The sequence below is a fragment of the Hymenobacter oligotrophus genome (assembly GCF_003574965.1).
GTDB lineage: Bacteria > Bacteroidota > Bacteroidia > Cytophagales > Hymenobacteraceae > Solirubrum > Solirubrum oligotrophum.
The window spans coordinates 1,296,400-1,317,719 of sequence record NZ_CP032317.1; the positions used below are offsets into that span (position 1 = coordinate 1,296,400).

Genomic DNA, 21,320 nt, shown 5'->3' on the forward strand with positions numbered 1-21,320 from the left:
GCTTCCGTAAAGTATCCGGAACCGAAGTCAGCGCCTAAACGCGGTCGAGGGTTTTGGCAATCAAATCGTTTACGATTTGGTCGCTGTGCTCGGCAAACTCGCCGGTGGCGCGGTTGGCCACAATGGCGTTAAGCGACACTACCTCGTGGCCAAGCATTCGACCTAGGGCGTAGTAGCCGGCGGTTTCCATCTCGAAATTGGTAAGGCGGAAGGTGCCCTCGGGGTTGCTGAACTGCACTCCGCGCAGGCGCTCCAGCAAATCGGGGTAGCGCAACTCGAGCCGCAGCGAACGGCCCTGCGGCCCGTAGAAGCCCGGGCACGTTACGGTGTTGCCGTTCAGCATGCCGGCGCCCAGCTGCTCGCGCAGCAGGTCGGAGCCGAGCACGCAGTACGGGCGGTAATCGAGACCAACGGCTTGCTGCACGGTGGTGGCAAACTCCACTTCGGCGCCGGTTTCCACGAGCGGATAAAACTGCACCAGCGACTCCAGGCCGATGGCGTGCTCCGTAACGAGGTGCGCGCCCACGGGCACATCGGGTTGCAGCGCGCCGCTGGTGCCCACCCGCACAATGCGCAACGAAATGCGCTCCTCGAGCGGACGCGGCTCACGCGTCACGAAATCGATGTTCACCAACGCATCCAGTTCGTTCAGCACAATGTCGATGTTGTCGGTACCGATACCCGTCGAAAGCACCGTGAGGCGCTTGCCGCGGTAGTAGCCCACGTGTGTCACAAATTCGCGCTTGGCCACTTGCGTCTCAATCGAGTCGAAGTGCTGGCTTACCAGCGGCACGCGGTCGGGGTCGCCAACGGTGATGATGGTATCGGAAATATGATCGGGCAGCAGGTTGAGGTGGTAGATGCTACCATCGCGGTTCAGGATGAGTTCCGACGAAGGAATCGGCATAGCACGGGAGAGAATGAGGATTGAGGAACGATGAAGGACGATTTACGCAGATTAAACGAAAACGGCGCGGCTTAAACAAGGTTTAAGCCGCGCCGCGAGGTGCTCGCCCCGTGCCATTGAGCCGCTAATGCAGCAAGCAGAACCGAAATGCTCTGCTACTCCATTTTCCTGCGCTTCAGCGAAACAGGCCAGGCCTTGCCAGTGTTCTTCCTTCTTCCTTAATTTCAGCGTACCGGTGGGCAATACGAGTATAAGCCCTGCTCGGGGTTGTAGTGGTTGCTAACCTTGGGGTAGTTGCCGGTGCCGTCGTAGGGGCGCTTGTCGGGGTGTTGTTGGCAAGCTTCGGAGCAGGCACCATCGAGGGTTTGGCCGCAGCTTTCGCATTGCACCACGTGGTCGTTGCAGTGTGGGTTGGCGCAGTTTACCATTCGCTCGTTGGGTTGGCCGCAGTTTACGCAATTGGCCACCACGGTGGGGTTCACGGTGTTCACATCCACGGCCACGCGACCGTCGAACACGTAACACTTGCCCTCAAAGTCTTCGCCGCCCGCCTCCAGGCCGTATTTAATAATGCCGCCGTGGAGTTGGTATACGTTCTCGAAACCTTGCTCGAGCAAGTACGCCGAGGCCTTCTCGCACTTAATGCCGCCGGTGCAGTACGTCAGGATCTTTTTATCCTGGTACTGGCGCAGTTCTTCCACTTTTTCCGGAAACTCCCGGAAGTTGCCGATGTCCAGGGTTACGGCGTTTTTGAAACGCCCTAGGTGGTGCTCGTAGTCGGAGCGCACATCAAGGATAACCACGTCGTCGCGGTCCTTCATGTCGCGAAACTCCTGCGGCGACAAATGCACGCCGGTACGCTCGTACGGCTTGATGGCGGGCAGCCCTACGTGCACGATTTCGGGCTTGATGCGCACGTGCAGCTTTTGAAAAGCGTGGGCCGGCGCCTCCTCAATTTTAAACTCCAGGGCTGCGAAACGTGGGTCGGCTTTTACGGCCTCCATGTAGGCCGCGCAGTTTTCCTGGGTGCCCGACACGGTGCCGTTCAGGCCCTCGGAGGCCACAATAATGCGCCCGCGCAAGTCGAGCTTCAGGCAGAGGCGATGGTGCTCTTCACGAAACGCCACTACGTCGTCGATGGGCGTGTAGCAGTAGTAAAGCAGTACGCGGTAATTCATTTTTGTGAAAATGAAAAAGGAAGAACGAGGAAGGAAGAACGTGAGGTATCGGCCGAAACAACAAACTCCTTCTTCTTCATTCCTCACTCCTCATTAAACCTTAGTTGCAGGGTTGCCAAACACGGTTTGGCCGGCGGGCACATCGGCCACCACCACGGCGCCGGCGCCCACCCGGGCTTTGGCGCCGATTTTGACGCCGGAAACCACCACGGCTCCCGAGCCGATGAAGGCTTGCTCCTCCACCACAACCTCGCTGTTGATAACGGCGCCGGCGCCAACCTGCACATAATCGGCGAGTTGGGCGCGCACGTCGACCACGGCGCGGGGCCCAATCAGGCATCCGTTGCCGATTTTGCAGTCGGAGCCAAGCACTGCGCCGGCCGACACCAAGTTGCCGTGGCCCAGCCAGGCATGCTCCGATACGCTGGCCGCTTTGTGAATGGCATTAACGGGCACTTGCTCGTACTCCTGGCGTAGCATGTTGGTGAGGGCGCGGCGGCTGGCCGCGTCTTCGGTGGCTACAAACACCTCGCATTTTTTGCCCAGCAGCTTCAGAAATTCTTCGTCTTCGGTGCTGCCCATTACCGGAATGTCGTGCAGATCGGTGTTCTGCAATTTCTGGTCGTCGTCGAGCAGGCAGTACACCACCACATCATTGCTGCTGAAGGCGTCGAGGGCGGCGGTGCCCACGTTTTGGGCACCGAGGATGATAACAGGATTTTCCATGCGCTAAGCTTCGGGGGAGTGCGCCACACCTAGGCGCTACAAGCCGCAAAGATACGCCGCCTGCTGCCGAAAGCTACTGTTCCTGCGCGCAAACCGCCCGTGCCCGCGTTAGCGCAACACAAACAAGCGCAGGCGCCGCAACAACTTGGCAACGGTTGGCTGGCAGCTCAGCACCAACACCAGCATGGGCAACATGGGGGCGCGGTAGCGGCTTAGGGTGCCTAGGTTGGGGGTGCTTAGCCCGAGCAATGCAGCCAGCACAAAGCAGTAGGTAAGCAGCGCCAGCCCAAGGGCAAACGGGAGGGCAGCGCGCCGCGGATGGCCGCCTAGGTCCCAGCACGCCAGGGCTAGCAGCAGCAGCAAGCCGAGGTTTTCGAGGGCTGCAAAACCGTAAAATATGCTGTCGCCCTCCCAGGCAAACGGGCGCAGCAGCGCACTCGCCACGGCCTTGGGGGTGTAGCGGGCAATGCTTTCGGCGGTGGGTGCCAAGCGCGGCAAGGCAATGTGCGGGCGCCCCAACGACTTTTGCTGCAGCGCTGAATAAGTGCGCGTAAGTTGGCTGGCGAATTTGTTGAAGCGAAATACCGGGCTGACTTCGCCGGCCGCAACGGCCCCCAAACCAAGCGTAAGCGCGAACAACAGCACCTGCCACCGCCGCCGGATGCCCAGCAGCCGTTGCGCCACGCGCACCACCGCCAGCGCCAACAATGCCGCCAACAGCACGCCCCCATAAAAAAAGCGCATCTTAAAGTTCAGCCAAGCGCACACTAGCCCCACCAGTGCCCACCGCCAGGGCCGCCCAGGGGTGCCGTAGAGCAGGGCTACCGCGGCAGCTACCAACCCGGCACCGCTGGCCATCAGCAGGCTTTCTTTGGTGATGCCCGCCGACCAATACAGCGCCGATGGCCAGAAAAGCAGGCCCAGCATGGCTGCTCCTTTGGTACCCGGCAGCGCGCGACCAAACACCTGCACCGCCAGCCAGCAGCCCGCAAAGCTGATGAGCGACAAGTACAGCGCGTTCAGCAGCATCGAACCACCGCTAAGCAGGTTGAGTACCGACAGCAGCTTTAGGAAGAAAAAGGTGTTGGAGTAGCCGTGAAAAACCAGCTTTTGGCCCGCAAACCGGAACTCCTCGCCGGCCAGCGTTTGCAGCCAGGCAGCCGGTTCCTTCCACAGCTGTTGGTTCAGCAAACCAGCCCAGTAGTGGTAGTATTGGGCATCGGAGGTGGGGCGCACCACGCTAATCGCGCCCGCCAGCAGCCGCAGCACTAGGGCCGGCACCAACACGTAGCGGAACCCGGCCACCACGCGTTGCGCGCGCAGCCAGCGCCACAGCAGCCAAAGCACTGCCGCGTTTCCTGCAATTGCTAGCAGCAGCTTCACCTGGCAGCCGAAACGTTTCGTTGGAGAATGCGGCTGCCGATGGCGCAATGCAGGCAGCGCCTAGGTGCGCAATAGCCGTTGTGCAAGGCCAGCAAGCCCTGCGAATCGGCGGCCGAGCGGTGCCGAAATTCCAACGCTTCGTACACGGCCAGAATGCTGTTTTGCTCGCGCGGCAACTGTGTCAGCAGTTCCACGGTGGCCTCTATCCCGGCCTGGTTATCGATGGAGCGAGCATGGGCTATCCGCAGCGGCACCACCACGTTGATGATAAGCAAATGCGCACTGCTTTTGCCTAGGCCGGGCACTTTGGCCGCCGGCACGCCAGGCCGGTAGTGGCTTTGCCAATACTCCGATACCGGCACCAGCAGCAGTTTCTCTAGGGTGCGTACGTCGGGGGCATCGAGCAAGGGCTGAAACAACCGGGGCTGGGCGTGCAGCAAAGCGGCCAGTTGGGCCAAGCGTACCGTGGGGAAGTTGGCGGGGCGCAACCGCAGAAAATTCCACTCGTGCGCTTGCATGGCCGCCGGCCCTAGGTTGTATTTATGCGCCAAGAAGTCGTACTCGCCGCGCAGGTTGGCGCAGTACTCATCGGGGGCCGAATCGGCGGGCGGCAGCAGCCCGGCTTGCCCAAAAAGCAGGGCCTCGGTTTGGCGCAAATCGTGCCGGTGCTTGCGCAAAACAGACAGCGGCAACGCCTGCGCAAGCCGGGCCAGCGGCTCGGTGTTCTTCTTGAATCCAAAGCCTCCAGCCAAGGCGTGCCAGGCCGTGCTTTCCCAATCGTGGCCGGTGCGGGCGTGCAGGGCCTGCAACACCGCGGCTTTTTCCGTAACGCGCTCGAGCAGCACGCGCTCAACCATCATCAGGCGGGTAAGCTCGGGCACGGCAGGCAGGGCTCCCGCACAGGGCAAAAGCGCCGGCACCGGTGCATTGGTAAGGGCGTGGTAAGCGGCCAGCAACGTGGGCTCGATGCGCGGCCCTAGGTTGAGCGTGGGCACGGGGGTGCCGTCGGTGCGGTGCACGGGCGCATCGGCGGTGTGCACTACATGCAGCACTACCTGGTCGTATTTTTTGTCGGCTTGGTGGTTGTGGCGGTGCCAATCCGACGCACGCAGGTGTATCTCCACGGCGCCGTTCCACTCCACATCCCCAATCATCAGGCGGGCATTCAAAAAATCCGGGCCGGCATCGGCGTTGCGGTAGCCAGGCCGCAGCACGGTTACGTCCTCGCCGCCTTCGGTACGAAGCAAGGTTTTATCGAAGTACTGATGCTGCCAGACGTAGTGAATAAAATCTTCCTGCATACCGGATTCGGGCCCCGAGAATAATCCGACGAAAATACGCCGCCCCGCCCAAAATACCGCGGCCCGCCCCTGCCTAGGTGGCAGAAGCGGGCCGCGGGCAAAGGCACCTAGGCAAGCTTAGCGCAGATCGACAACCTTTACGCCTTTGTACTTGGCCTTATCGAAGTTGAAGGTCGTAGCGTCTACCGGCGGGTTCGGCTCAAACTTCTTGATAGCGAAGGTGTAGCGGTTGCCGTTCTTCTTGAACATCTTCCAGCTTTTCACTGACTTGTCCTTCTTGCTCACGTTCAGGCGCACTTTGTACACCTGGTTGTTGTGGTCTTCCGGCGACAGCTCAATTACGTCGCAAGGCACGCCGCCCTCCACGGTTTCGCCGGCGTAGGCGTACTTATAGCCTTTCTTGTAGAGCGTATAAATCTGCGAGGGCGAAATTTCCTGGTCCTCGGGGTCGTAATCCGAGATGTTCACCTCGTTTTCGGCCTTCATGTACGTCCACATGGTTTGGCCATTGTTGATGACCTCCTGGCCGTTGAGCTTCAAACGGAACTTGGGGCCGCTCACGATGATGTCGCCGTTCATGTTCTCCTTCACCTTCGCCGACTGGTTTTCGAGCGTTTGGGTGAACGAGGCCCGGAACGCTTTCATCGCCTGGTATTTGGCGCTCATCTGATCCAGGATTTTAGCGGCTTTGGGGTCTTGCTGCGCCACAGCCAACTGAACAGACGAAACGGCAATGGCCAACAGGGCAACGAATTTTTTCATGGGGAAGTGTGGTTTCAGCGCTTAGATACGAAAGCAGAGAACTTAGTTTAAGGCAGGGATGCCATTCGAGCCGAAAAAAGTCTAAGCACTGATTTCGTCTCTCGCGGTTCTCCTACTTAGGAAGGCTATTCAACAACTGTTCCAAAGCGTATTCGTCCGGAACCAGCACCTCGCGGGCCTTGCTTCCTTCAAACGGCCCAACGATGCCGGCGTGTTCCAGTTGGTCGATTAATCGGCCGGCGCGGTTGTAGCCCAGCTTCAGGCGGCGCTGCAGCAGCGAGGTACTGCCCTGCTGGTGCTGCACAATCACGCGGGCCGCTTCTTCGAACATCGAGTCGCGGTCGGCGGGGTCCATGTCCTCGTTGCCGCCGCCGGCATCGCCGTCGGCACCGGCAACTTCGGGCAGCATATAAGCATCGGAGTAACCTTGTTGTTCACCGATAAAGTCGCAGACGCGGTCGACCTCAGGCGTGTCGATGAACGCGCACTGCACGCGAATCAAATCGGAACCGGCCGAAAAAAGCATGTCGCCCTGGCCAATCAGCTGGTCGGCGCCGCCCGTGTCCAGAATGGTGCGCGAGTCGATTTTGGAGGTAACCTTAAAGCTGATGCGGCACGGGAAGTTGGCCTTGATGATGCCGGTGATAACGTTTACCGAGGGGCGCTGCGTGGCCACAATCAGGTGAATGCCGATGGCGCGGGCCAGCTGTGCAAGGCGAGCAATGGGTGTTTCCACCTCTTTGCCGGCCGTCATCATCAAGTCGGCCAACTCGTCGATTACCAGCACGATGAAGGGCATGTAGCGGTGGCCCTTCTTCGGGTTGAGGCGGCGCTCCGTGAACTTGCGGTTGTACTCGCTCAGGTTGCGGCAGCCGGCATCCTTCAGCAGGTCGTAGCGGCGGTCCATTTCCATGCACAGCGAGTTGAGCGTGTGCACCACCTTTTTGGTATCGGTGATGATGGCTTCCTCGGTGTCGGGGAGCTTAGCCAAAAAGTGCCGCTCGATTTTGTTAAAGATGCTGAGTTCTACCTTCTTCGGGTCGACGAGCACGAACTTTAGCTGGGCGGGGTGGCGCTTGTAAAGCAACGAGGCCAGAATCACGTTCAGGCCCACCGATTTGCCTTGGCCCGTGGCGCCGGCCATCAGCAAGTGCGGCATTTTGGCCAAGTCGGCCACAAACACCTCGTTGGTAATGGTGCGGCCGAAAGCAATGGGCAGGCTCATTTCGCTGTTGCGGAATTTCTCCGTGCTCAGCACCGAGCGAATCGACACCATTTCCTTCTTGGTGTTCGGCACCTCAATACCGATGGTGCCCTTGCCCGGAATGGGCGCGATGATGCGGATACCTAGGGCCGCGAGGCTCAGGGCAATGTCGTCTTCGAGGCTTTTGATTTTGCTGATGCGCACCCCGGCATCGGGCACGATTTCGTAGAGCGTAACCGTGGGGCCGATGGTGGCTTTGATGGAGGCGATGTTGATGCCGTAGTGACCTAGGGTTTCAACGATGCGGTCTTTGTTGGCCTCCAACTCCTCTTTGCTTACCTGGGCTTTGGCTTGGCCGTAGTCGTTGAGCAGCTCAAGCGCGGGCGGTTGGTAACGGGGCAGGTCGAGGGTGGGGTCGTAGTTCACCATGGGCATGGCGTCCTCGTCTTCTTCCACCACGGCCGCCACGGCGGCACCGGCGGCCGGGTCCAGCTCATCGGTGTCGGTTTCGATGGCCAGTACCGGAGCGGGCTCGGGTTCCTGCGGAATCTCAACTTCAAAAGCCGGGCCTTTGGGCGCGCTCGGGGCGGGCAGCGGCGCGTCGTTGTCGGCCAGGTCGGCCAAGGAGAGCGGCGTTGGAATGCTGGGCGGCACAAACACCGGGGCTGTTTCGGGCTCGGCGGCTGGTGCTTCAAATGAGAAGCTGGGCCCGCTGCTGGCCGCCAGTGCGGCCGCTGCGGCGCCGGCGGCCGGTGCAGCTTGCGCCACGCCGCCCAGGGCCATGGTGGCCGCAGCACTGGCTACCGAAGTAGCCGGGCTGAGGTTGATGGCAGCGGGCGTTTCCTCGTCGTCTTCGTCATCGAGGGCAAGGACAACGGCAGGGCGCGTGGGTTCGGGTTTCGGCTCGGGCTTAGCGGTTTTGGCCGGCGCAGGTTTCTCGGCCTCGGCCAGCGGGCCTACCCGGCGCAGGGTAAATCCCATTGAATCATCTTCCGCCTCGTCACCATCGAGCGAAGCCCCGGGGTTGGCCGCGTGGTTTACGCCCAGGCCGGTTTGGCCATACAAGGCAGGCTCTGGAATACGGGCTGGCTCCTCGGCATCGTCGTCATCGGCGGCCGAGGCACCTAGGCGGCGCGGAAGGTTGAGGGTGGTAACGTTGAAAAACCCTACCACAAAGGAAATCAGCAGGAAAGCCAGCAACAGCACCGTGCCCCAGCCAATAAGGCTATCGAGCCAAAGCGCCGCCTCGTAACCGATGCCGCCGCTCAGAAAATCGAGGCTGTGCGCCACGCGCGGGTCGGTGTCGGGGGTTTGAATGCTGAGTACCAAGTAGCCCATCAGCATGCTCAGCCACAACATGGCAAACATGCACACGGCCGTAACAAAGCTGAGCGACACCTCGGCGCGGCGGAACACCACCTTGTAGCCGGCCGCAAACGCCACTGGAATAAGCGCAAACGCGGCAATGCCAAAACCTTGCTGAATGAGCAAGTGCGAAACCCAAGCCCCGAGCAGGCCCAGCCAGTTGCCCGACTCCTGCCCGGCTTCTTTCACCGAGGTCTGGTCGATGCCCTCCACCACACTCTGGTCGGCGTGGCCCGTGAACAGGTACGACAGGAAGGCAATGGTGAGGTACAGCGAGGTGAGCAGAAAGAAAAAGCCCACGAACAGCTGAAAGCGTCGGTCGCGCAGAAACGCCAACGACAGCCCTAGGTCTGGCAGCTTCAGGGGCTGGCGGGGCGGCTTTGGAGCAGCCGGAGGCACAGGGCGTTTGGGCTCGCGCGCCGGTTCGGCCGCGGCCGCCTTGGGTTGGTTGCGCGGGCGTGCTTCGTTGGTGGCCCGGGGAGCCGTGCCATTCGCGGGTTTGTAGGTATTCTTTGCCATTTGACGCGCCAAAGGGCCAAAATTATGGGTTTTTCGCCGGTAGCCGGCGAGAACGAACGGTTGAAACGGCCTTGCGAAGCGGCTATTGCCTAGGTCCGTATTTCGTAAATATAGAGGGCCCAGTACGCGGTTGGGCTATGCAGCTGCGCAATTAGCTGCAAACCAGCGCCCGACGGATGCGCCAACTGCACGGCCGACAGCACGTAACGCCCGCCCATTTGCCGGAAGGCCGCGGCATCGAACCGGAAGTCCTGCACCACTACGCCATCGGTGCGGCCCACCCGGAAGTTGCGCCCCAACTCCGCCGAGAACAAGTAGCAGCGGTTGCCCCACGCGTCGAAATAACGCCGCAGCTCGGGGCTTTTGGCTAGCTCGGGAGCCACGATGCGCCGAAACTGGTGCTTGTAGGGCAGCGGGTAGTTGTTTTGGTAACTATCGAGGGTGTAAAAGCCGTTGAGCTGCGCTGCGGCGGGCGGCATACCCAGGCAGGCCACGCGCCACGCCGAGGCCGGCTGGCCGCTGCGCTGCTCCAAGTATCCTTTGGCCTGGCCAAAAAGCTCGGGCGCCACAAACTGCCGCCACGTGGGCTCGTGCGGGGCAGGGCGGCCGCCCCACAAGCGCAGGTTGTGCAACCACTCGGCGTTGCTGCCCAGGCCTATGGCCAGTTGCAACACCACCAAGCCGGTGCGCAAAGCACCGGGCGGCAACTGGCGCAGGGCCAGCACCCACAGCCCAAACCACAACAGCGGCGTCAGAAAGTGAAAACGCGTGAGGTTGAAGGCGCCCAGCGCCGGAGCTACGCGCTGCAGAGGCCCCATGGCTTGCGGGTAGAACGCACAGAAAACCGATAACGCCACCACAATAGCCAGCCCCACTCCTACCCTGTGCCGCCAGGCTTGCTGCCCAATTGGGGCAGCAGAACGCAACTGCCACGCGGCCGCCACCAGCGCCAAGGCTATGCCGCCCCGGAAAAACCGGCTGCTGTGGTACTGCCCCCAGCCTAGGTACTGCCCGGTGCTGCGCAGGCCGGCAGCCAAGCCTTGCGGCGCCAGCTCGGCCAGCCTAAACTCCAGGCGGTGCGGCACAAACTGCTGCCGCACCAGCACCGAGCCGATGAGCGGCCATTCGGTTACGCAATAGCTCAGGCCCAACACCACCACGCCGCCCCAGGCCGCCAACGACACGCGCCGGTGCAGCAGCCAATCCGCGGCGAGCAGCAAGCCCAACGCAGCCACCACAAAAAAGCCGCCCAGCACCAGCATCGACCACAGTGGAAATGCCAGCAGCACCAGCCAAGGCCACCACAAACGGCCGCCACGCCGGCGCAGCTCCAGCACGGCTAGCAGCGGCCAGGGCGTGCCCAGCGCCGATAAGCCGTACATGGTGTAGGCTGGCAATACGGCCCAGGCCAACGCCACCGCGGCCGCCAACGGCCGGTGCTCCGGCGCGGCCAACCCGTAGCGGCGCACCAGTGCGTACAGGCCCAGCAAAGCCACCAAGCGCACCAGCAGCTGATTTACCCAGTACGCCGTGAGGGGCTCGAATATCCCAAACAAGGCCACTGGCACGCTCAGGCCCGGCCGCAGCGTGTTGCGAGGCAAGCCGTTCATCAGGGCCGGCACCTGCGCTTCGGGGCGGTAGTCAAGTGCTACGTCAAAGCGGTGCAGCAGGTACGGCACGCCAATTTCTGCATCGAGGTTGTCGTCGATTTGCACGTAACTGTCGGGGCCGCGCAGCACGCAGGGCAGCCACAACAGCAGCAGGGCAAGCAGCGCCAGCAGCCGCGGCGCTTGGGCAGCAAACAGAATTCGGGTTTGGGTCATGTACGCCGCAAAGGTCGGGGGCGGTGGCCTTATGCCCTAGGTGCGCACGCCGGGCAGGGCCAAAAACACCGAACGGGCACTGAGGCACCGGCCCCGGCGGGCTACTGACGCTGCTAACTGCGCGGGTGAAACGCAGTGATTACCTGGCGCAGGTAGTCGCGGTCGAGGTGCGTGTAAATCTCGGTGGTGGTGATACTTTCGTGGCCGAGCATTTCCTGCACGGCGCGCAAATCGGCGCCGCCCTCAATCAGGTGCGTGGCAAACGAGTGCCGGAAAGTGTGCGGGCTGATGGTTTTGCGGATGCCCGCTTTGGCTGCCGTATCCTTAATAATGTTGAACACCATCACCCGCGACATGCCTCCGCCCCGCCGGTTCAGAAACACAATGTCCTCGGAGCCGTGCTGAATATCGAGGTGGCAGCGCACGCCCTCCAGGTAAAACCCTAGGTGCTTGAGCGCGTCGCGGCCGATGGGCACCAGGCGCTCCTTGGAGCCCTTGCCCAACACCCGCACAAAGCCCTGGTCGACGTAGATGTTTGACAGCCGCAGCCCAATCAGCTCCGACACACGCAACCCCGAGGAATACAGCACCTCCAGCATGGCGCGGTTGCGGGTGCCCTCGTTGGTGCTCAGGTCAATGGCATCGAGCAATTGCACCACCTCCTCGTACGCCAGCGTATCGGGCAGTTTGCGGCCGAGCTTAGGCGAATCGACGGTATCGGTGGGGTCTTGGGTGGCGAGGTCTTCGATCAGCAGAAACTTGTAGAAGGCCCGCAGGCCCGATAAGGTGCGCGCTTGTGAGGTGGCCGTCAGGCCCAGTTCGCCCAGCCACGCCAGAAAGTCGCGGATGATGCGGCTGGTAACTTGGTCGGGCCGCGCGGGCAGCTTGCTGAGGTCGAGATACTGGCGCAGCTTGTCCACGTCGCGCACGTAAGCCTCTACGGAGTGTCCCGAAAGCGATTTTTCGAGGCGCAGATAGCCCTGAAACTGTTTCAGGCAAAGGGTCCAGTTCAAACTCATCGGCCGCAAAATTACCGCTTGTGCCGCTGCGGGCACGCAGGCACCTAGGGTTTATGTGGCGGTGGCAGGCCAGAAAAGCAGCCGAGCTTTTGCCGTTGTGCCGCGCAATGGGGTACCTTGCCGCCGCACACCCCTTATTGCTATGCAAATTCTTATTCTCAACGGCCCCAACCTCAACCTGTTGGGCCGCCGCGAAGTCAGCATTTACGGTACCCGCTCGTTCGAAGACTACCTGCCCGAACTCCAAGAAGCCTTCCCCGATTTCACGATTGAACACTTTCAGTCGAACCACGAAGGCGAACTAATTGATAAACTCCACGAAGTGGGCTACAGCTACCACGGCGTGGTGCTGAACGCGGGCGGCTACACCCACACCAGCGTGGCCCTGGCCGATGCCATTGCCGCCATCAACACGCCCGTAATCGAGGTGCACCTCTCCAACCTGGCCGCCCGCGAAGATTTCCGGCAACGCAGCCTCATCGGGCGCCACTGCGCGGGGTCGATCAGCGGTTTTAAGCTCGAGAGTTACCGGCTGGCGCTGCAGTACTTCCAAAACCTGCGGCCCAAGCGCGTGGGGTTCAAAGTGTAGCGGCCGCGGTGCTGCCGGGCAGAAGTTAAGCCGTTAAGGCTGACGCGCTTCCGGGAAAGTGGCCCCCGCGGTTCACGAAAACCCGCTGCCCTGCCGTTATGGTAGGGCTTTTTGCTGACCTAGGGCCCCAACGGTCCTGGGCTTTTGTCTTCCTTTCCATGCCTCGGCGGTCTACCTTTGCGGGCCGCCTCACCTAGCCTTTCTCAACCATGTATACATTCAACCCGGGTCCGTCGCAAGTGTACCCCGCGGTACGGCAGTACCTGGCGGCCGCTTTCGACGAAGGCTGGCTTTCGGTGCCGCACCGCGGCGAGCGGTTTACGGCCTTGGTGCGCCAAACCGTTGCCGAGCTTAAAACCAAGCTCAACATCCCGCAGGATTACTTCATTTTTTTCACTTCCTCGGCCACCGAGTGCTGGGAAATCATCGCCCAGAGCCTCACCGAACGCGGCAGCTTTCACCTCTACAACGGCTCGTTTGGCGAAAAATGGTGCGATTACGCCCGCGCCCTGCGGCCCGCCAGCCGGGGTCACCAGTTCGAGCTGGAAGAAGTGCCCGACGCGGCCCTGATTCCGGATGACGCCGAGGTGGTGTGCATTACCCAAAACGAAACCAGCACCGCTACGCAGCTGCGCGACGGCGCCGTGCTCAACCTCTATAACCGCTGCCAGCAGCTGGGCGCGCTGCTCGCCGTCGATGTAACGTCCTCCCTAGGTGGTATTCAACTGAAGCACATCAAGGCCGATGTGTGGTTTGCCTCGGTGCAAAAGTGCTTTGGCCTGCCGGCCGGCCTGGGCCTGCTGATTTGCTCGCCCCGGGCCGTGGCGCGGGCCCGGGAGCTGGGCGAAAAGGGTCACTACAACAGCTTGTTGAGCATGTACGAGAAGATGCTCAACTTTCAGACCACGCACACGCCCAACGTCCTCAATATTTACCTGCTTTGCCGCGTGCTGCTCGACCGCGCGCCCATCAAAGCCATCGACCAGCACTTGCGCGACCGGGCCGCCCGCCTCTACCAGTTCTTCGAGGACAACCCGCAGTTCAGCCCGCTGGTGCAAAACCCCGACACCCGCTCCACCACCGTGGTGGCCGTGCAGGCTGCCCCCGCCCTCATCGACGAAACCAAGCGCCGCGCCGCGGCCCTGGGCCTTACCTTGGGCAACGGCTACGGCAAGTGGGCCAAAAGCACCTTCCGAATTGCCAACTTCCCGGCCTTGCCTGACGTAGCCTTCGAGCAACTTACCCAACTGCTGACCACAGTGCAGGCGTAAGCCGCCGCGGGCCGTAGTTTTGCGCCGCCGCCCGGCCCTAGGTGGCGCGGGTGGCGCCCGCCTTCTTACTTGATACCGCTGCTTGCCATGTCCGATTTTGCCTCCATGTTTTCGCTGAAGCAAATCACGTCGGTAACCCTTACGTTGTTTGCCATCATCGACATCCTGGGTTCCATCCCGATCATCATCCAGATCCGGCAGCGCGAAGGCAAAATCAACTCCGAGGTGGCCACACTGGTGGCGGGCGTGCTGATGATTGCCTTTCTGTTTCTGGGCCAAAGCATTCTGGCCTTGTTCAGCGTCGATATCCCGTCGTTTGCTCTGGCCGGCTCGCTCATCATTTTCCTGCTGGGCCTGGAAATGATTCTGGGCGTGGAGCTTTTCAAACACAACACCCTGGCAAGCGGCACCGGCTCCATTGTGCCCCTGGCGTTTCCGCTGATTGTGGGCGCCGGCACCATGACGACGCTGCTCTCGTTGCGGGCCCTGTACTCGTTGCCCAACGTGCTGGTAGGCATTGTGGCCAACCTGGTGTTTGTGTATCTGGTGCTGAAAAGCAGCGCCTGGATTGAGCGCAAATTGGGCAAGGCGGGCGAAGACATTTTGCGCCGCGTGTTCGGCGTAATTCTGCTGGCCATTGCCATTAAACTCTTCAAAGCTAACTTTTAATAGGGTTTAGGGACCTAGGGCTTAGGTTTTAGCAGTAACGTTTTTGGTAACCGGAAGATGTTTCAGCTTACCAAGGCGCAACGACTAGCATTCTAAGACCTAATCCCTAAGTCCCTAATACCTGCCCATGATTTACCTGTTTACCGACGGCTCCTCGCGCGGCAACCCCGGCCCGGGCGGCTACGGCACCATTCTGCGCTACGGCCCCCACGAAAAGGAGCTTACGCAGGGCTTTCGCCTTACTACCAACAACCGCATGGAGCTGCTGGCCGTGATTATCGGCTTGGAGGCCATTACGCGCCCCGAAATCCCCGTGATGGTGGTTTCGGACTCGAAATACGTGGTAGAGGCTGTGGATAAGAAGTGGGTGTTTGGCTGGGAGAAAAAGCCCGACTTCGGCAAAAAAGCCAACGAAGACCTGTGGCGCCGGTTTTTGAAGGTGTACCGCAAGCGCAACGTGCAGTTTAAGTGGATTAAGGGCCACGCCGGCCACCGCGAAAACGAGCGGTGCGACCGGTTGGCCGTACGCAGCGCCCTGCAAGGCCCCCTGCTGATCGACGAAGGCTACGAACGTATCGAGGCCGGGCGCGGCGCGTTGCTTTAACCGCGTGCCCGCGTATCGTTGTGGCCAACTCGTATTTCCAGTTCAAGCATTTTCGCATCGAGCAGGCCCACTGCGCCATGAAGGTGTGCACCGATGCCTGCATCCTGGGCGCCTCGGCCGACCTAGGCGCCGCGCACCGCATCCTCGACGTGGGCACCGGCACCGGCTTGCTGGCCCTGATGGCGGCCCAACGCAACCCCACCGCCCGCATCGAAGCCGTTGAGATTGATGCCGCTGCCGCCGCACAAGCTACCCTAAACGCTTTGGCCAGCCCCTGGGCCGAGCGCATTGGCGTTTGGGCAGGCAGCCTTGCGGGCTTTGCCGCCACACAACCTGCGCCCTACCAGCTCATTGTGTGCAATCCGCCGTTCTTCCGGCACTCGCTCCGCTCGCCCGACGCGGCCCGCACCACCGCCCGCCACACCGCCGCCGACACCCTCACATTTGCCGAACTGGCCGCTTTTGCCGCGCAGTTTTTAGCCCCTGATGGCCACTTAACCGTGTTGTTGCCGCCGCCCGAAATGCAAGCGTTTGAGTCAGAAGCCCACCGCGCCGGCCTCTACCCCAGCTCCCGGCTGGTGGTGCGCCACCGGCCCGGCAGCAAAGCCCTGCGGCACATCACGGCGTTTGGCCTGGTAGCGCAGCCCTGCACCTCCCACGAGCTGGCCATTCACGCGGCCCAGTCCAATGCGTACTCCGAGGAGTTTGAGCACTTGCTTCGCGACTTTTACTTAGCCTTTTGAGGCGCGCCACGCCCAGCGGCACCAGCCATTACCGGCAGGCGCTGCTGGGCGTGGCACAACCCGAACGAGGTTAGGCCAAGGCATACTCGGTTTCCACGAAGCGTATGCCGTAATCGGCTTGCAGCTCCTCCAGAATTGGCTCGTACAAATCGGGGTGCACGGGCACCACCACGCCTTGGTGCGGCACCATACCTAGGGCCAGCCGGCGCACGGCCATGCCCAGCGGCAAGCCCACGGTTTTGGCCATGGCCGTGTGCACGGCATCGTCGCCGGTTACCACCAACGACGACGTGCGCTGGCGCTGCTCGCCATCGAGTTCGTACGCAAACAAGTGCTGCATCACGATCATGTCGTGGTCGGTGGGTTGCAGCTGCCATTTGGCCGTGAGCAGCCGCTCGAGCAGCTGGGCGGGCGTGGCATCGGGCAGGCCTACGGGCTCCAGCGAAAACAAACCAGCCCAAGCCAGGCGCTGCATCTCGCCGCCATCGGGGGCGAGCCTTAGGTAGCTGGCCGCACGCTCGGGCAAAGGAGCATTGGTTGGGGCACTGGGCAAAAACGACTCGATCAGCTCGGCCCAGGGTAGCTCGGCGGCGTTGCCCAGGCGGTACGAGTCGTCGGTGAGGCCCAGCGTTACCAGCGCCTGCCAAGCCGCGCAGTAACCCGGCCGGCGCAGCGTACCGCGCAGCATGGTTGGGATGTTCTCGAGGCCGTAGAGCGGCCGGTAGCTCAGCGAATCGCGGTTGGCGTAGCCCTCAAACGTACCGTATCCGGGCACCTCCAGCTGCTCTACTCGTCGGAACAGCTGCTGGTACGGGATAAACCTAGGGTGGCCGCCCTCGATGTAGCAGGCCGTGCCCTGCCCGGCCACCACCACGTTGCGGGGGTTCCAGGTAAACTTGTACCGCCACGGGTTTTCGCCTTCGGAGTCGGGTGCCATTAGCCCGCCGCAGTACGACTTAAACGACGTTAGCCGCCCGCCCTGCGCGCGTATTTCGTGGATGATGGGCATGGCCGACATATGGTCGAGGCCGGGGTCGAGGCCGCACTCCATCAGAAACGTGAGGCCCAAACTGCGCGCCTCGGCATCGAAAGCCCGGATTTCTTCGGTGGCGTAGCTGGCCGTAGCCAAGTGGCGGCGGTGTTGCAAGCACGCCCGCGCCACCAGCGGATGAAACAGCGCCGGCAGCATCGAAACAACAATGTCGTGCTCGGCTACCAGTTGGCTAAGCTTTTCTTGCTCGCTGATTTCGAACGCCACAGCCTTGCCATGCTCGGCGTAGGGCTGCAACAGCGCCTGCAGCGGCGCGGGGTTTACATCGGCAATGGTAAGAAGCCAGTTGTGCTGGGTGGCTTGGCGGAGCAGGTACTGAATAAGCGCCGAGGCCGAGCGGCCGGCCCCGAGCAACAGAATTCGCGTCGTCATGAGCATGCGGGTGGGTGGATGGGTGGTGAGCAAGCAGCCGCGGCAGCCATGTGGCTATGAATCATCGGGAATTACCAACCCGAGCAACAGCCTATGCGCAACCAGCAACTGATTTCCGCTGAAATGTACTATTTTCGTCCCCCGTGGCCCAACGGGGCCGCCGTCAGGTGGCCGATTTACACACATTCCCGCCGTTTTTGCGCCTCCCATGGCTCAAACCCTTAACCTGACCATCTCCGCCCAGGTACTCACCGAGGCCGAACTCTCCCCCGAAGAAGCCACTTGCTGGCAGGCCGCCAAAGCCGCTACCGAGCACTCCTACGCCCCCTACTCGCATTTCCACGTAGGCGCGGCGTTGTTGCTCGACGACGACACCATCATCTGGAACACCAACCAGGAAAACGCCGCGTACCCCTCGGGCCTGTGCGCCGAGCGCACGGTGTTGTTTGGCCTGAACGGCCACTCCAAGCAGCAAATTAAGTGCATGGCCGTGGCCGCCCGCCCGCAGCACGGCGCCTTCGTGCCCGTTACCTCGTGCGGCGCCTGCCGCCAGGTGATGATCGAGTTCGAAAACCGCCAGCACGAACCCATTGCCCTGCTCTTGCCCGGCCCCAACGGCACCATCTGGCGCTTCAATCAGTTGGCCGATCTGCTGCCCTTCCAATTTTCGCCCGACGTACTGCCGCCCCGCGCGTAATGGCTGCCGACCCGTTCCTCGCGGCGCAGCAACACAGCTTGGTGGTGCCGCGCACGGCCCGCTATTTTCAATTGGGCAACCTGGCCACGGCCAAGCGCTTATGGGTGGTTTGCCACGGCTACGGGCAGCTAGCCTCGTTTTTCATCCGGCACTTTCGGGTGGTGCTCGAGCAAGCGCCCGATACGGCCGTGGTGGCGCCCGAGGGCCTTTCGCGATTTTACTTGCAGGGCACCAGCGGCCGCGTGGGAGCTACCTGGATGACGCGCGAAGACCGCCTCAGCGAAATCGAGGATTACGCCGCGTACCTCGATTTGCTGCTGCAGCAACTGCTCGGCGCCTGCCCGCCCGCGGTGGAGGTAACGCTCCTAGGCTTTTCGCAAGGTGCCTCCACGCTCAGCCGCTGGCTTATGCGCAGCACCTTCGAGCCGGCGCGGTTGGTGCTATGGGCCGGCGCCTTCCCCGAAGACGTGGAATCGGCCGCTGCCCAGGCATTGTTCCGGCGCGTGCCCCAGCTCAGCTACGTGTGCGGCGACGCCGACGAGTACATTACCGAACCCCGGTTGCAGGAGCAGCTGGCGCACCTTGCCCAGCTGGGCGCCAGCCCTAGGTTGCTGCGCTTCGGGAGCGGGCATCAGCTCGATGCCGAGGTGCTGCGGCAACTCGCGCAGGAGCCCGGCCCTAGGTAGCAAAACAGCCCGCTAGTGAGCGGGCTGTTTGTTTATCACCGTAGCGGCTGCCTGCGCACTTGGCAAGATGAGCACCTCGGCAATGTTTACGTGGGGCGGGCGCGTTACCATAAACTGAATGATATCGGCCACGTCGTCGGCGCGCAACGGCTCAAAGCCTTGGTACACGCTGGCGGCGCGGGCTTTGTCGCCCTTAAAACGCACTTCCGAAAACTCCGTCTCCACGGCGCCGGGGTTCACTTCGGCCACCCGAATACCTAGGCCTACCAAATCGATGCGCATGCCTTTGCTAAGCGAGGCCACGGCGGCTTTGGAAGCGCAGTACACGTTGCCGTTGGCGTAGGCCTCGTGCCCGGCAATGGAGCCGATGTTGATAATGAAGCCGCTGCGGCGCTCCTGCATGGCGGGCAACACGGCGCGCGTCACGTTCAGCAAGCCGCGCACGTTGGTGTCTAGCATCAGGTCCCAATCGTGCACGTCGCCTTGCTGAATGGGCGCTAGGCCGTGGGCGTTGCCGGCGTTGTTGATGAGCACCTCTACCGCCCGAAACGCGGCGGGCAGGCTGGCCACGGCGGCGTCTACCTCGTCGCGGTTGCGCACATCAAACGTGAGGATGTGCACCGGCACGGGCGCTACTGCTGCGGCCAGCTCCTCGAGCCGTTCGCGCCGGCGGCCGGTTACCACCAGTTGGTAGCCAACTTTTGCCAGAGCCACGGCGGTGGCCCGGCCAATCCCCGACGAAGCGCCGGTAACCAAAGCAGTTTTCATGGGCGGGTATGAAGCTGAATTGCTGCGCGAGGAGCCGACCCGCCGCTCCGCTGCCGGAGTGCCGAACCGCCGCATCGCGCAGCAATTTACCTAGGCAATTATTCGAAGTTGAGGTACAGCGTAACGGTGCTGCTGCGCACCCGCTGAAAGCTGTTGGTGTACACGTCGTTGCCGGGCTGCAGCACGTTGGGCAAGCCGTGCGAAAAGCGCAGCTCGGGCGCAAACTTGAAGAAGGGGTAAAACAAATCGAGCCCCACGCCATATTCAATGGCGAAATCGGAGTTCCCCAGTTTCAGTTGGCTGCTTACCGGGTCGCGGCGGCGGTTGCCCACGTTAAAGCTCGGCCGCACGCCGCCCACCAAGTACACGCGGGTGTTGCGTCGGCGCTCCGATTTTAGCTTCAGCAGCAAGGGCAAATCGAGCTGCGTGAAGCTGATTTCCTGATCGACGATGGTATCGGCCACGCTGCCGATTTTCTTGAACTCGACTTGCCGCGTCAGAAACGAAACGCCCGGCGTAAAGCGCAAGCTCAGGTAATCCGTCAGGCGCGCATCGCCGATAAAACCCACCGCAAAGCCGGGGCTAAACTTGGCGTTGGCCGCAATGCCCTGCCCGTTTTGCAGGTTGTTGACGTACGTCTGGGAATGCTCGAGGCGGTAGCGGCTGCCGTTCACGGCCACAAAAAAACCCGGATGAAACCAGCGCGAATCGTAGCCGGGCAGGTTGTTTACGGTAACGGTTTTTACCTGCCCGTTTTTGCCGCGGTTGGCTTTGGTGTAGCTGCTTTTCTGACCTAGGGCGGCCGTGGGCAGGGCCAGCAGCAGCAGCGCGCCCAGGCGCAAGGTTACTTGGTGGCGGTGTAAATGGAGCTTATGCCAAACGTGAGCGGTTGCCATTGGGGAGAGTTAAAGCCGACTTGCTTCAGGATGGCCTGAAACGCGGGGCCATCCGGAAAAGCCTGCACCGATTCGGGGAGGTACGAGTACGCGGCGCGGTCTTTGGAAATCAGTTTGCCGAATACCGGCAAAATATGCCGGAAGTAAAAATTGTACGCCTGCTTAAACGGGAAAACGCGGGGTTTCGAAAACTCCAGAATCACCACCTTGCCGCCGGGCTTCAGCACGCGGTGCATTTCGGCCAGGCCCTGCTGTAGATTCTCGAAGTTGCGCACCCCAAACGAGGCCGTTACGGCATCAAACGTGTTGTCGTCGAAGGGCAGGTTTTCGGAGTCGCCAAGCTGCAGCTCCACGCGGTGGCCCAGGCCCCGCTCCCGCACTTTGCGGCGCCCCACCTCGAGCATGCCCTCCGAGATGTCGACGCCGGTGACTTTTACTTCTTCACCTAGGCGCAAGGTTTCAAAAGCGAAGTCGCCGGTGCCGGTGGCAATGTCCAGAATGCGGGCTGGGCGCAGCTGCCGCAGCTCGCCCACGGCTTTGCGGCGCCAGTAAATATCGGTGCCGGCGCTCAGGAAGTGGTTGAGGAAGTCGTACTTGCCCGCGATGCTGTTGAACATCTGGGCCACTTGCGACTTCTTGCCGGTGGGGTCGTCTTTGTAAGGAAGTACGGTCATGGGGTGCGGTACAAACGGCCAAACAGGCCGCAAATTGCCCAATAACAACGGGCCGACGCGCATAATGTTAAAAAAAACGGGCCGGGCTGCTGGCCCGACCCGTTTTTGGCGTT

Annotated in this window: 20 protein-coding genes; 7 read left to right on the top strand and 13 right to left on the bottom strand. The window is 61.7% G+C overall.

Annotated features, from left to right (window positions below; genetic code table 11):
• Positions 1-34: 34 nt before the first annotated feature.
• From D3Y59_RS05450 to xerD, 9 genes are all read right to left on the bottom strand, one after another.
• A complete protein-coding gene (locus D3Y59_RS05450; RefSeq protein WP_119444132.1) occupies positions 35-907 on the bottom strand; it encodes a nucleoside phosphorylase in 873 nt (290 codons plus the stop codon).
• Between the two features lie 224 nt (positions 908-1,131).
• Positions 1,132-2,085, bottom strand: coding sequence for an oxygen-dependent tRNA uridine(34) hydroxylase TrhO (gene trhO, locus D3Y59_RS05455; protein WP_119444133.1), 954 nt, complete (start codon positions 2,083-2,085; stop codon positions 1,132-1,134).
• Positions 2,086-2,178: 93 nt separating this feature from the next.
• Positions 2,179-2,811: a NeuD/PglB/VioB family sugar acetyltransferase gene (locus tag D3Y59_RS05460; protein ID WP_119444134.1), complete on the bottom strand. Its 633-nt coding sequence runs from the start codon at positions 2,809-2,811 to the stop codon at positions 2,179-2,181.
• 108 nt (positions 2,812-2,919) lie between these two features.
• Positions 2,920-4,194 carry a hypothetical protein gene (locus tag D3Y59_RS05465; RefSeq protein ID WP_119444135.1) on the bottom strand — a complete coding sequence of 425 codons (1,275 nt, stop codon included), beginning with the start codon at positions 4,192-4,194 and terminating at the stop codon, positions 2,920-2,922.
• Positions 4,191-5,495: a DUF2851 family protein gene (locus D3Y59_RS05470; protein ID WP_119444136.1), complete on the bottom strand. Its 1,305-nt coding sequence runs from the start codon at positions 5,493-5,495 to the stop codon at positions 4,191-4,193. The genes D3Y59_RS05465 and D3Y59_RS05470 overlap by 4 nt, the downstream gene beginning before the upstream one ends.
• Before the next feature lie 117 nt (positions 5,496-5,612).
• Complete coding sequence (locus D3Y59_RS05475) at positions 5,613-6,257, bottom strand: LolA family protein (RefSeq protein ID WP_119444137.1); 645 nt, start codon at positions 6,255-6,257, stop codon at positions 5,613-5,615.
• A gap of 112 nt (positions 6,258-6,369) precedes the next feature.
• Entirely contained in the window at positions 6,370-9,345 is a 2,976-nt protein-coding gene (locus tag D3Y59_RS05480) for an FtsK/SpoIIIE family DNA translocase (protein WP_119444138.1), read from the bottom strand.
• Between the two features lie 89 nt (positions 9,346-9,434).
• Positions 9,435-11,168: a DUF6044 family protein gene (locus D3Y59_RS05485; RefSeq protein WP_119444139.1), complete on the bottom strand. Its 1,734-nt coding sequence runs from the start codon at positions 11,166-11,168 to the stop codon at positions 9,435-9,437.
• 113 nt (positions 11,169-11,281) lie between these two features.
• Positions 11,282-12,187 carry a site-specific tyrosine recombinase XerD gene (xerD, locus tag D3Y59_RS05490; RefSeq protein ID WP_205590875.1) on the bottom strand — a complete coding sequence of 302 codons (906 nt, stop codon included), beginning with the start codon at positions 12,185-12,187 and terminating at the stop codon, positions 11,282-11,284.
• 142 nt (positions 12,188-12,329) lie between these two features.
• Here xerD and aroQ point away from each other — a divergent pair, with 142 nt between their 5' ends.
• The 5 genes from aroQ (at position 12,330) to D3Y59_RS05515 (ending at position 16,063) form a co-directional block, all read left to right on the top strand.
• On the top strand, positions 12,330-12,776 hold the full coding sequence (gene aroQ, locus D3Y59_RS05495; RefSeq protein WP_119444140.1) for a type II 3-dehydroquinate dehydratase: 447 nt from the start codon (positions 12,330-12,332) through the stop codon (positions 12,774-12,776).
• A 209-nt stretch (positions 12,777-12,985) separates the two neighbouring features.
• Entirely contained in the window at positions 12,986-14,047 is a 1,062-nt protein-coding gene (locus tag D3Y59_RS05500; protein WP_119444141.1) for an aminotransferase class V-fold PLP-dependent enzyme, read from the top strand.
• Positions 14,048-14,152: 105 nt separating this feature from the next.
• Positions 14,153-14,716: a MarC family protein gene (locus D3Y59_RS05505; protein ID WP_059071479.1), complete on the top strand. Its 564-nt coding sequence runs from the start codon at positions 14,153-14,155 to the stop codon at positions 14,714-14,716.
• 127 nt (positions 14,717-14,843) lie between these two features.
• A complete protein-coding gene (rnhA, locus tag D3Y59_RS05510; RefSeq protein WP_119444142.1) occupies positions 14,844-15,320 on the top strand; it encodes a ribonuclease HI in 477 nt (158 codons plus the stop codon).
• Positions 15,321-15,340: 20 nt separating this feature from the next.
• On the top strand, positions 15,341-16,063 hold the full coding sequence (locus D3Y59_RS05515; protein ID WP_240410543.1) for a tRNA1(Val) (adenine(37)-N6)-methyltransferase: 723 nt from the start codon (positions 15,341-15,343) through the stop codon (positions 16,061-16,063).
• A gap of 70 nt (positions 16,064-16,133) precedes the next feature.
• Here D3Y59_RS05515 and D3Y59_RS05520 read toward each other — a convergent pair whose 3' ends face one another.
• The gene (locus D3Y59_RS05520; protein ID WP_119446343.1) at positions 16,134-17,486 is read right to left on the bottom strand and encodes a saccharopine dehydrogenase family protein; all 1,353 of its coding nucleotides are present in this window, start codon (positions 17,484-17,486) and stop codon (positions 16,134-16,136) included.
• Positions 17,487-17,694: 208 nt separating this feature from the next.
• Here D3Y59_RS05520 and D3Y59_RS05525 point away from each other — a divergent pair, with 208 nt between their 5' ends.
• A complete protein-coding gene (locus tag D3Y59_RS05525; RefSeq protein WP_119444143.1) occupies positions 17,695-18,183 on the top strand; it encodes a cytidine deaminase in 489 nt (162 codons plus the stop codon).
• On the top strand, positions 18,183-18,869 hold the full coding sequence (locus tag D3Y59_RS05530) for an alpha/beta hydrolase (protein ID WP_119444144.1): 687 nt from the start codon (positions 18,183-18,185) through the stop codon (positions 18,867-18,869). The genes D3Y59_RS05525 and D3Y59_RS05530 overlap by 1 nt, the downstream gene beginning before the upstream one ends.
• Positions 18,870-18,881: 12 nt before the next feature.
• Here the strand turns inward: D3Y59_RS05530 and D3Y59_RS05535 are convergent, their stop codons facing one another.
• The 3 genes from D3Y59_RS05535 to ubiE all read right to left on the bottom strand — a co-directional run bounded on the left by D3Y59_RS05535 (position 18,882) and on the right by ubiE (position 21,207).
• Positions 18,882-19,637, bottom strand: coding sequence for an SDR family NAD(P)-dependent oxidoreductase (locus D3Y59_RS05535; RefSeq protein ID WP_119444145.1), 756 nt, complete (start codon positions 19,635-19,637; stop codon positions 18,882-18,884).
• A 98-nt stretch (positions 19,638-19,735) separates the two neighbouring features.
• The gene (gene porT / locus D3Y59_RS05540; protein ID WP_119444146.1) at positions 19,736-20,533 is read right to left on the bottom strand and encodes a type IX secretion/gliding motility protein PorT/SprT; all 798 of its coding nucleotides are present in this window, start codon (positions 20,531-20,533) and stop codon (positions 19,736-19,738) included.
• Positions 20,482-21,207 carry a bifunctional demethylmenaquinone methyltransferase/2-methoxy-6-polyprenyl-1,4-benzoquinol methylase UbiE gene (gene ubiE / locus D3Y59_RS05545; protein ID WP_059071213.1) on the bottom strand — a complete coding sequence of 242 codons (726 nt, stop codon included), beginning with the start codon at positions 21,205-21,207 and terminating at the stop codon, positions 20,482-20,484. Before ubiE ends, porT begins: the two co-directional genes overlap by 52 nt.
• Positions 21,208-21,320 lie beyond the last annotated feature (113 nt).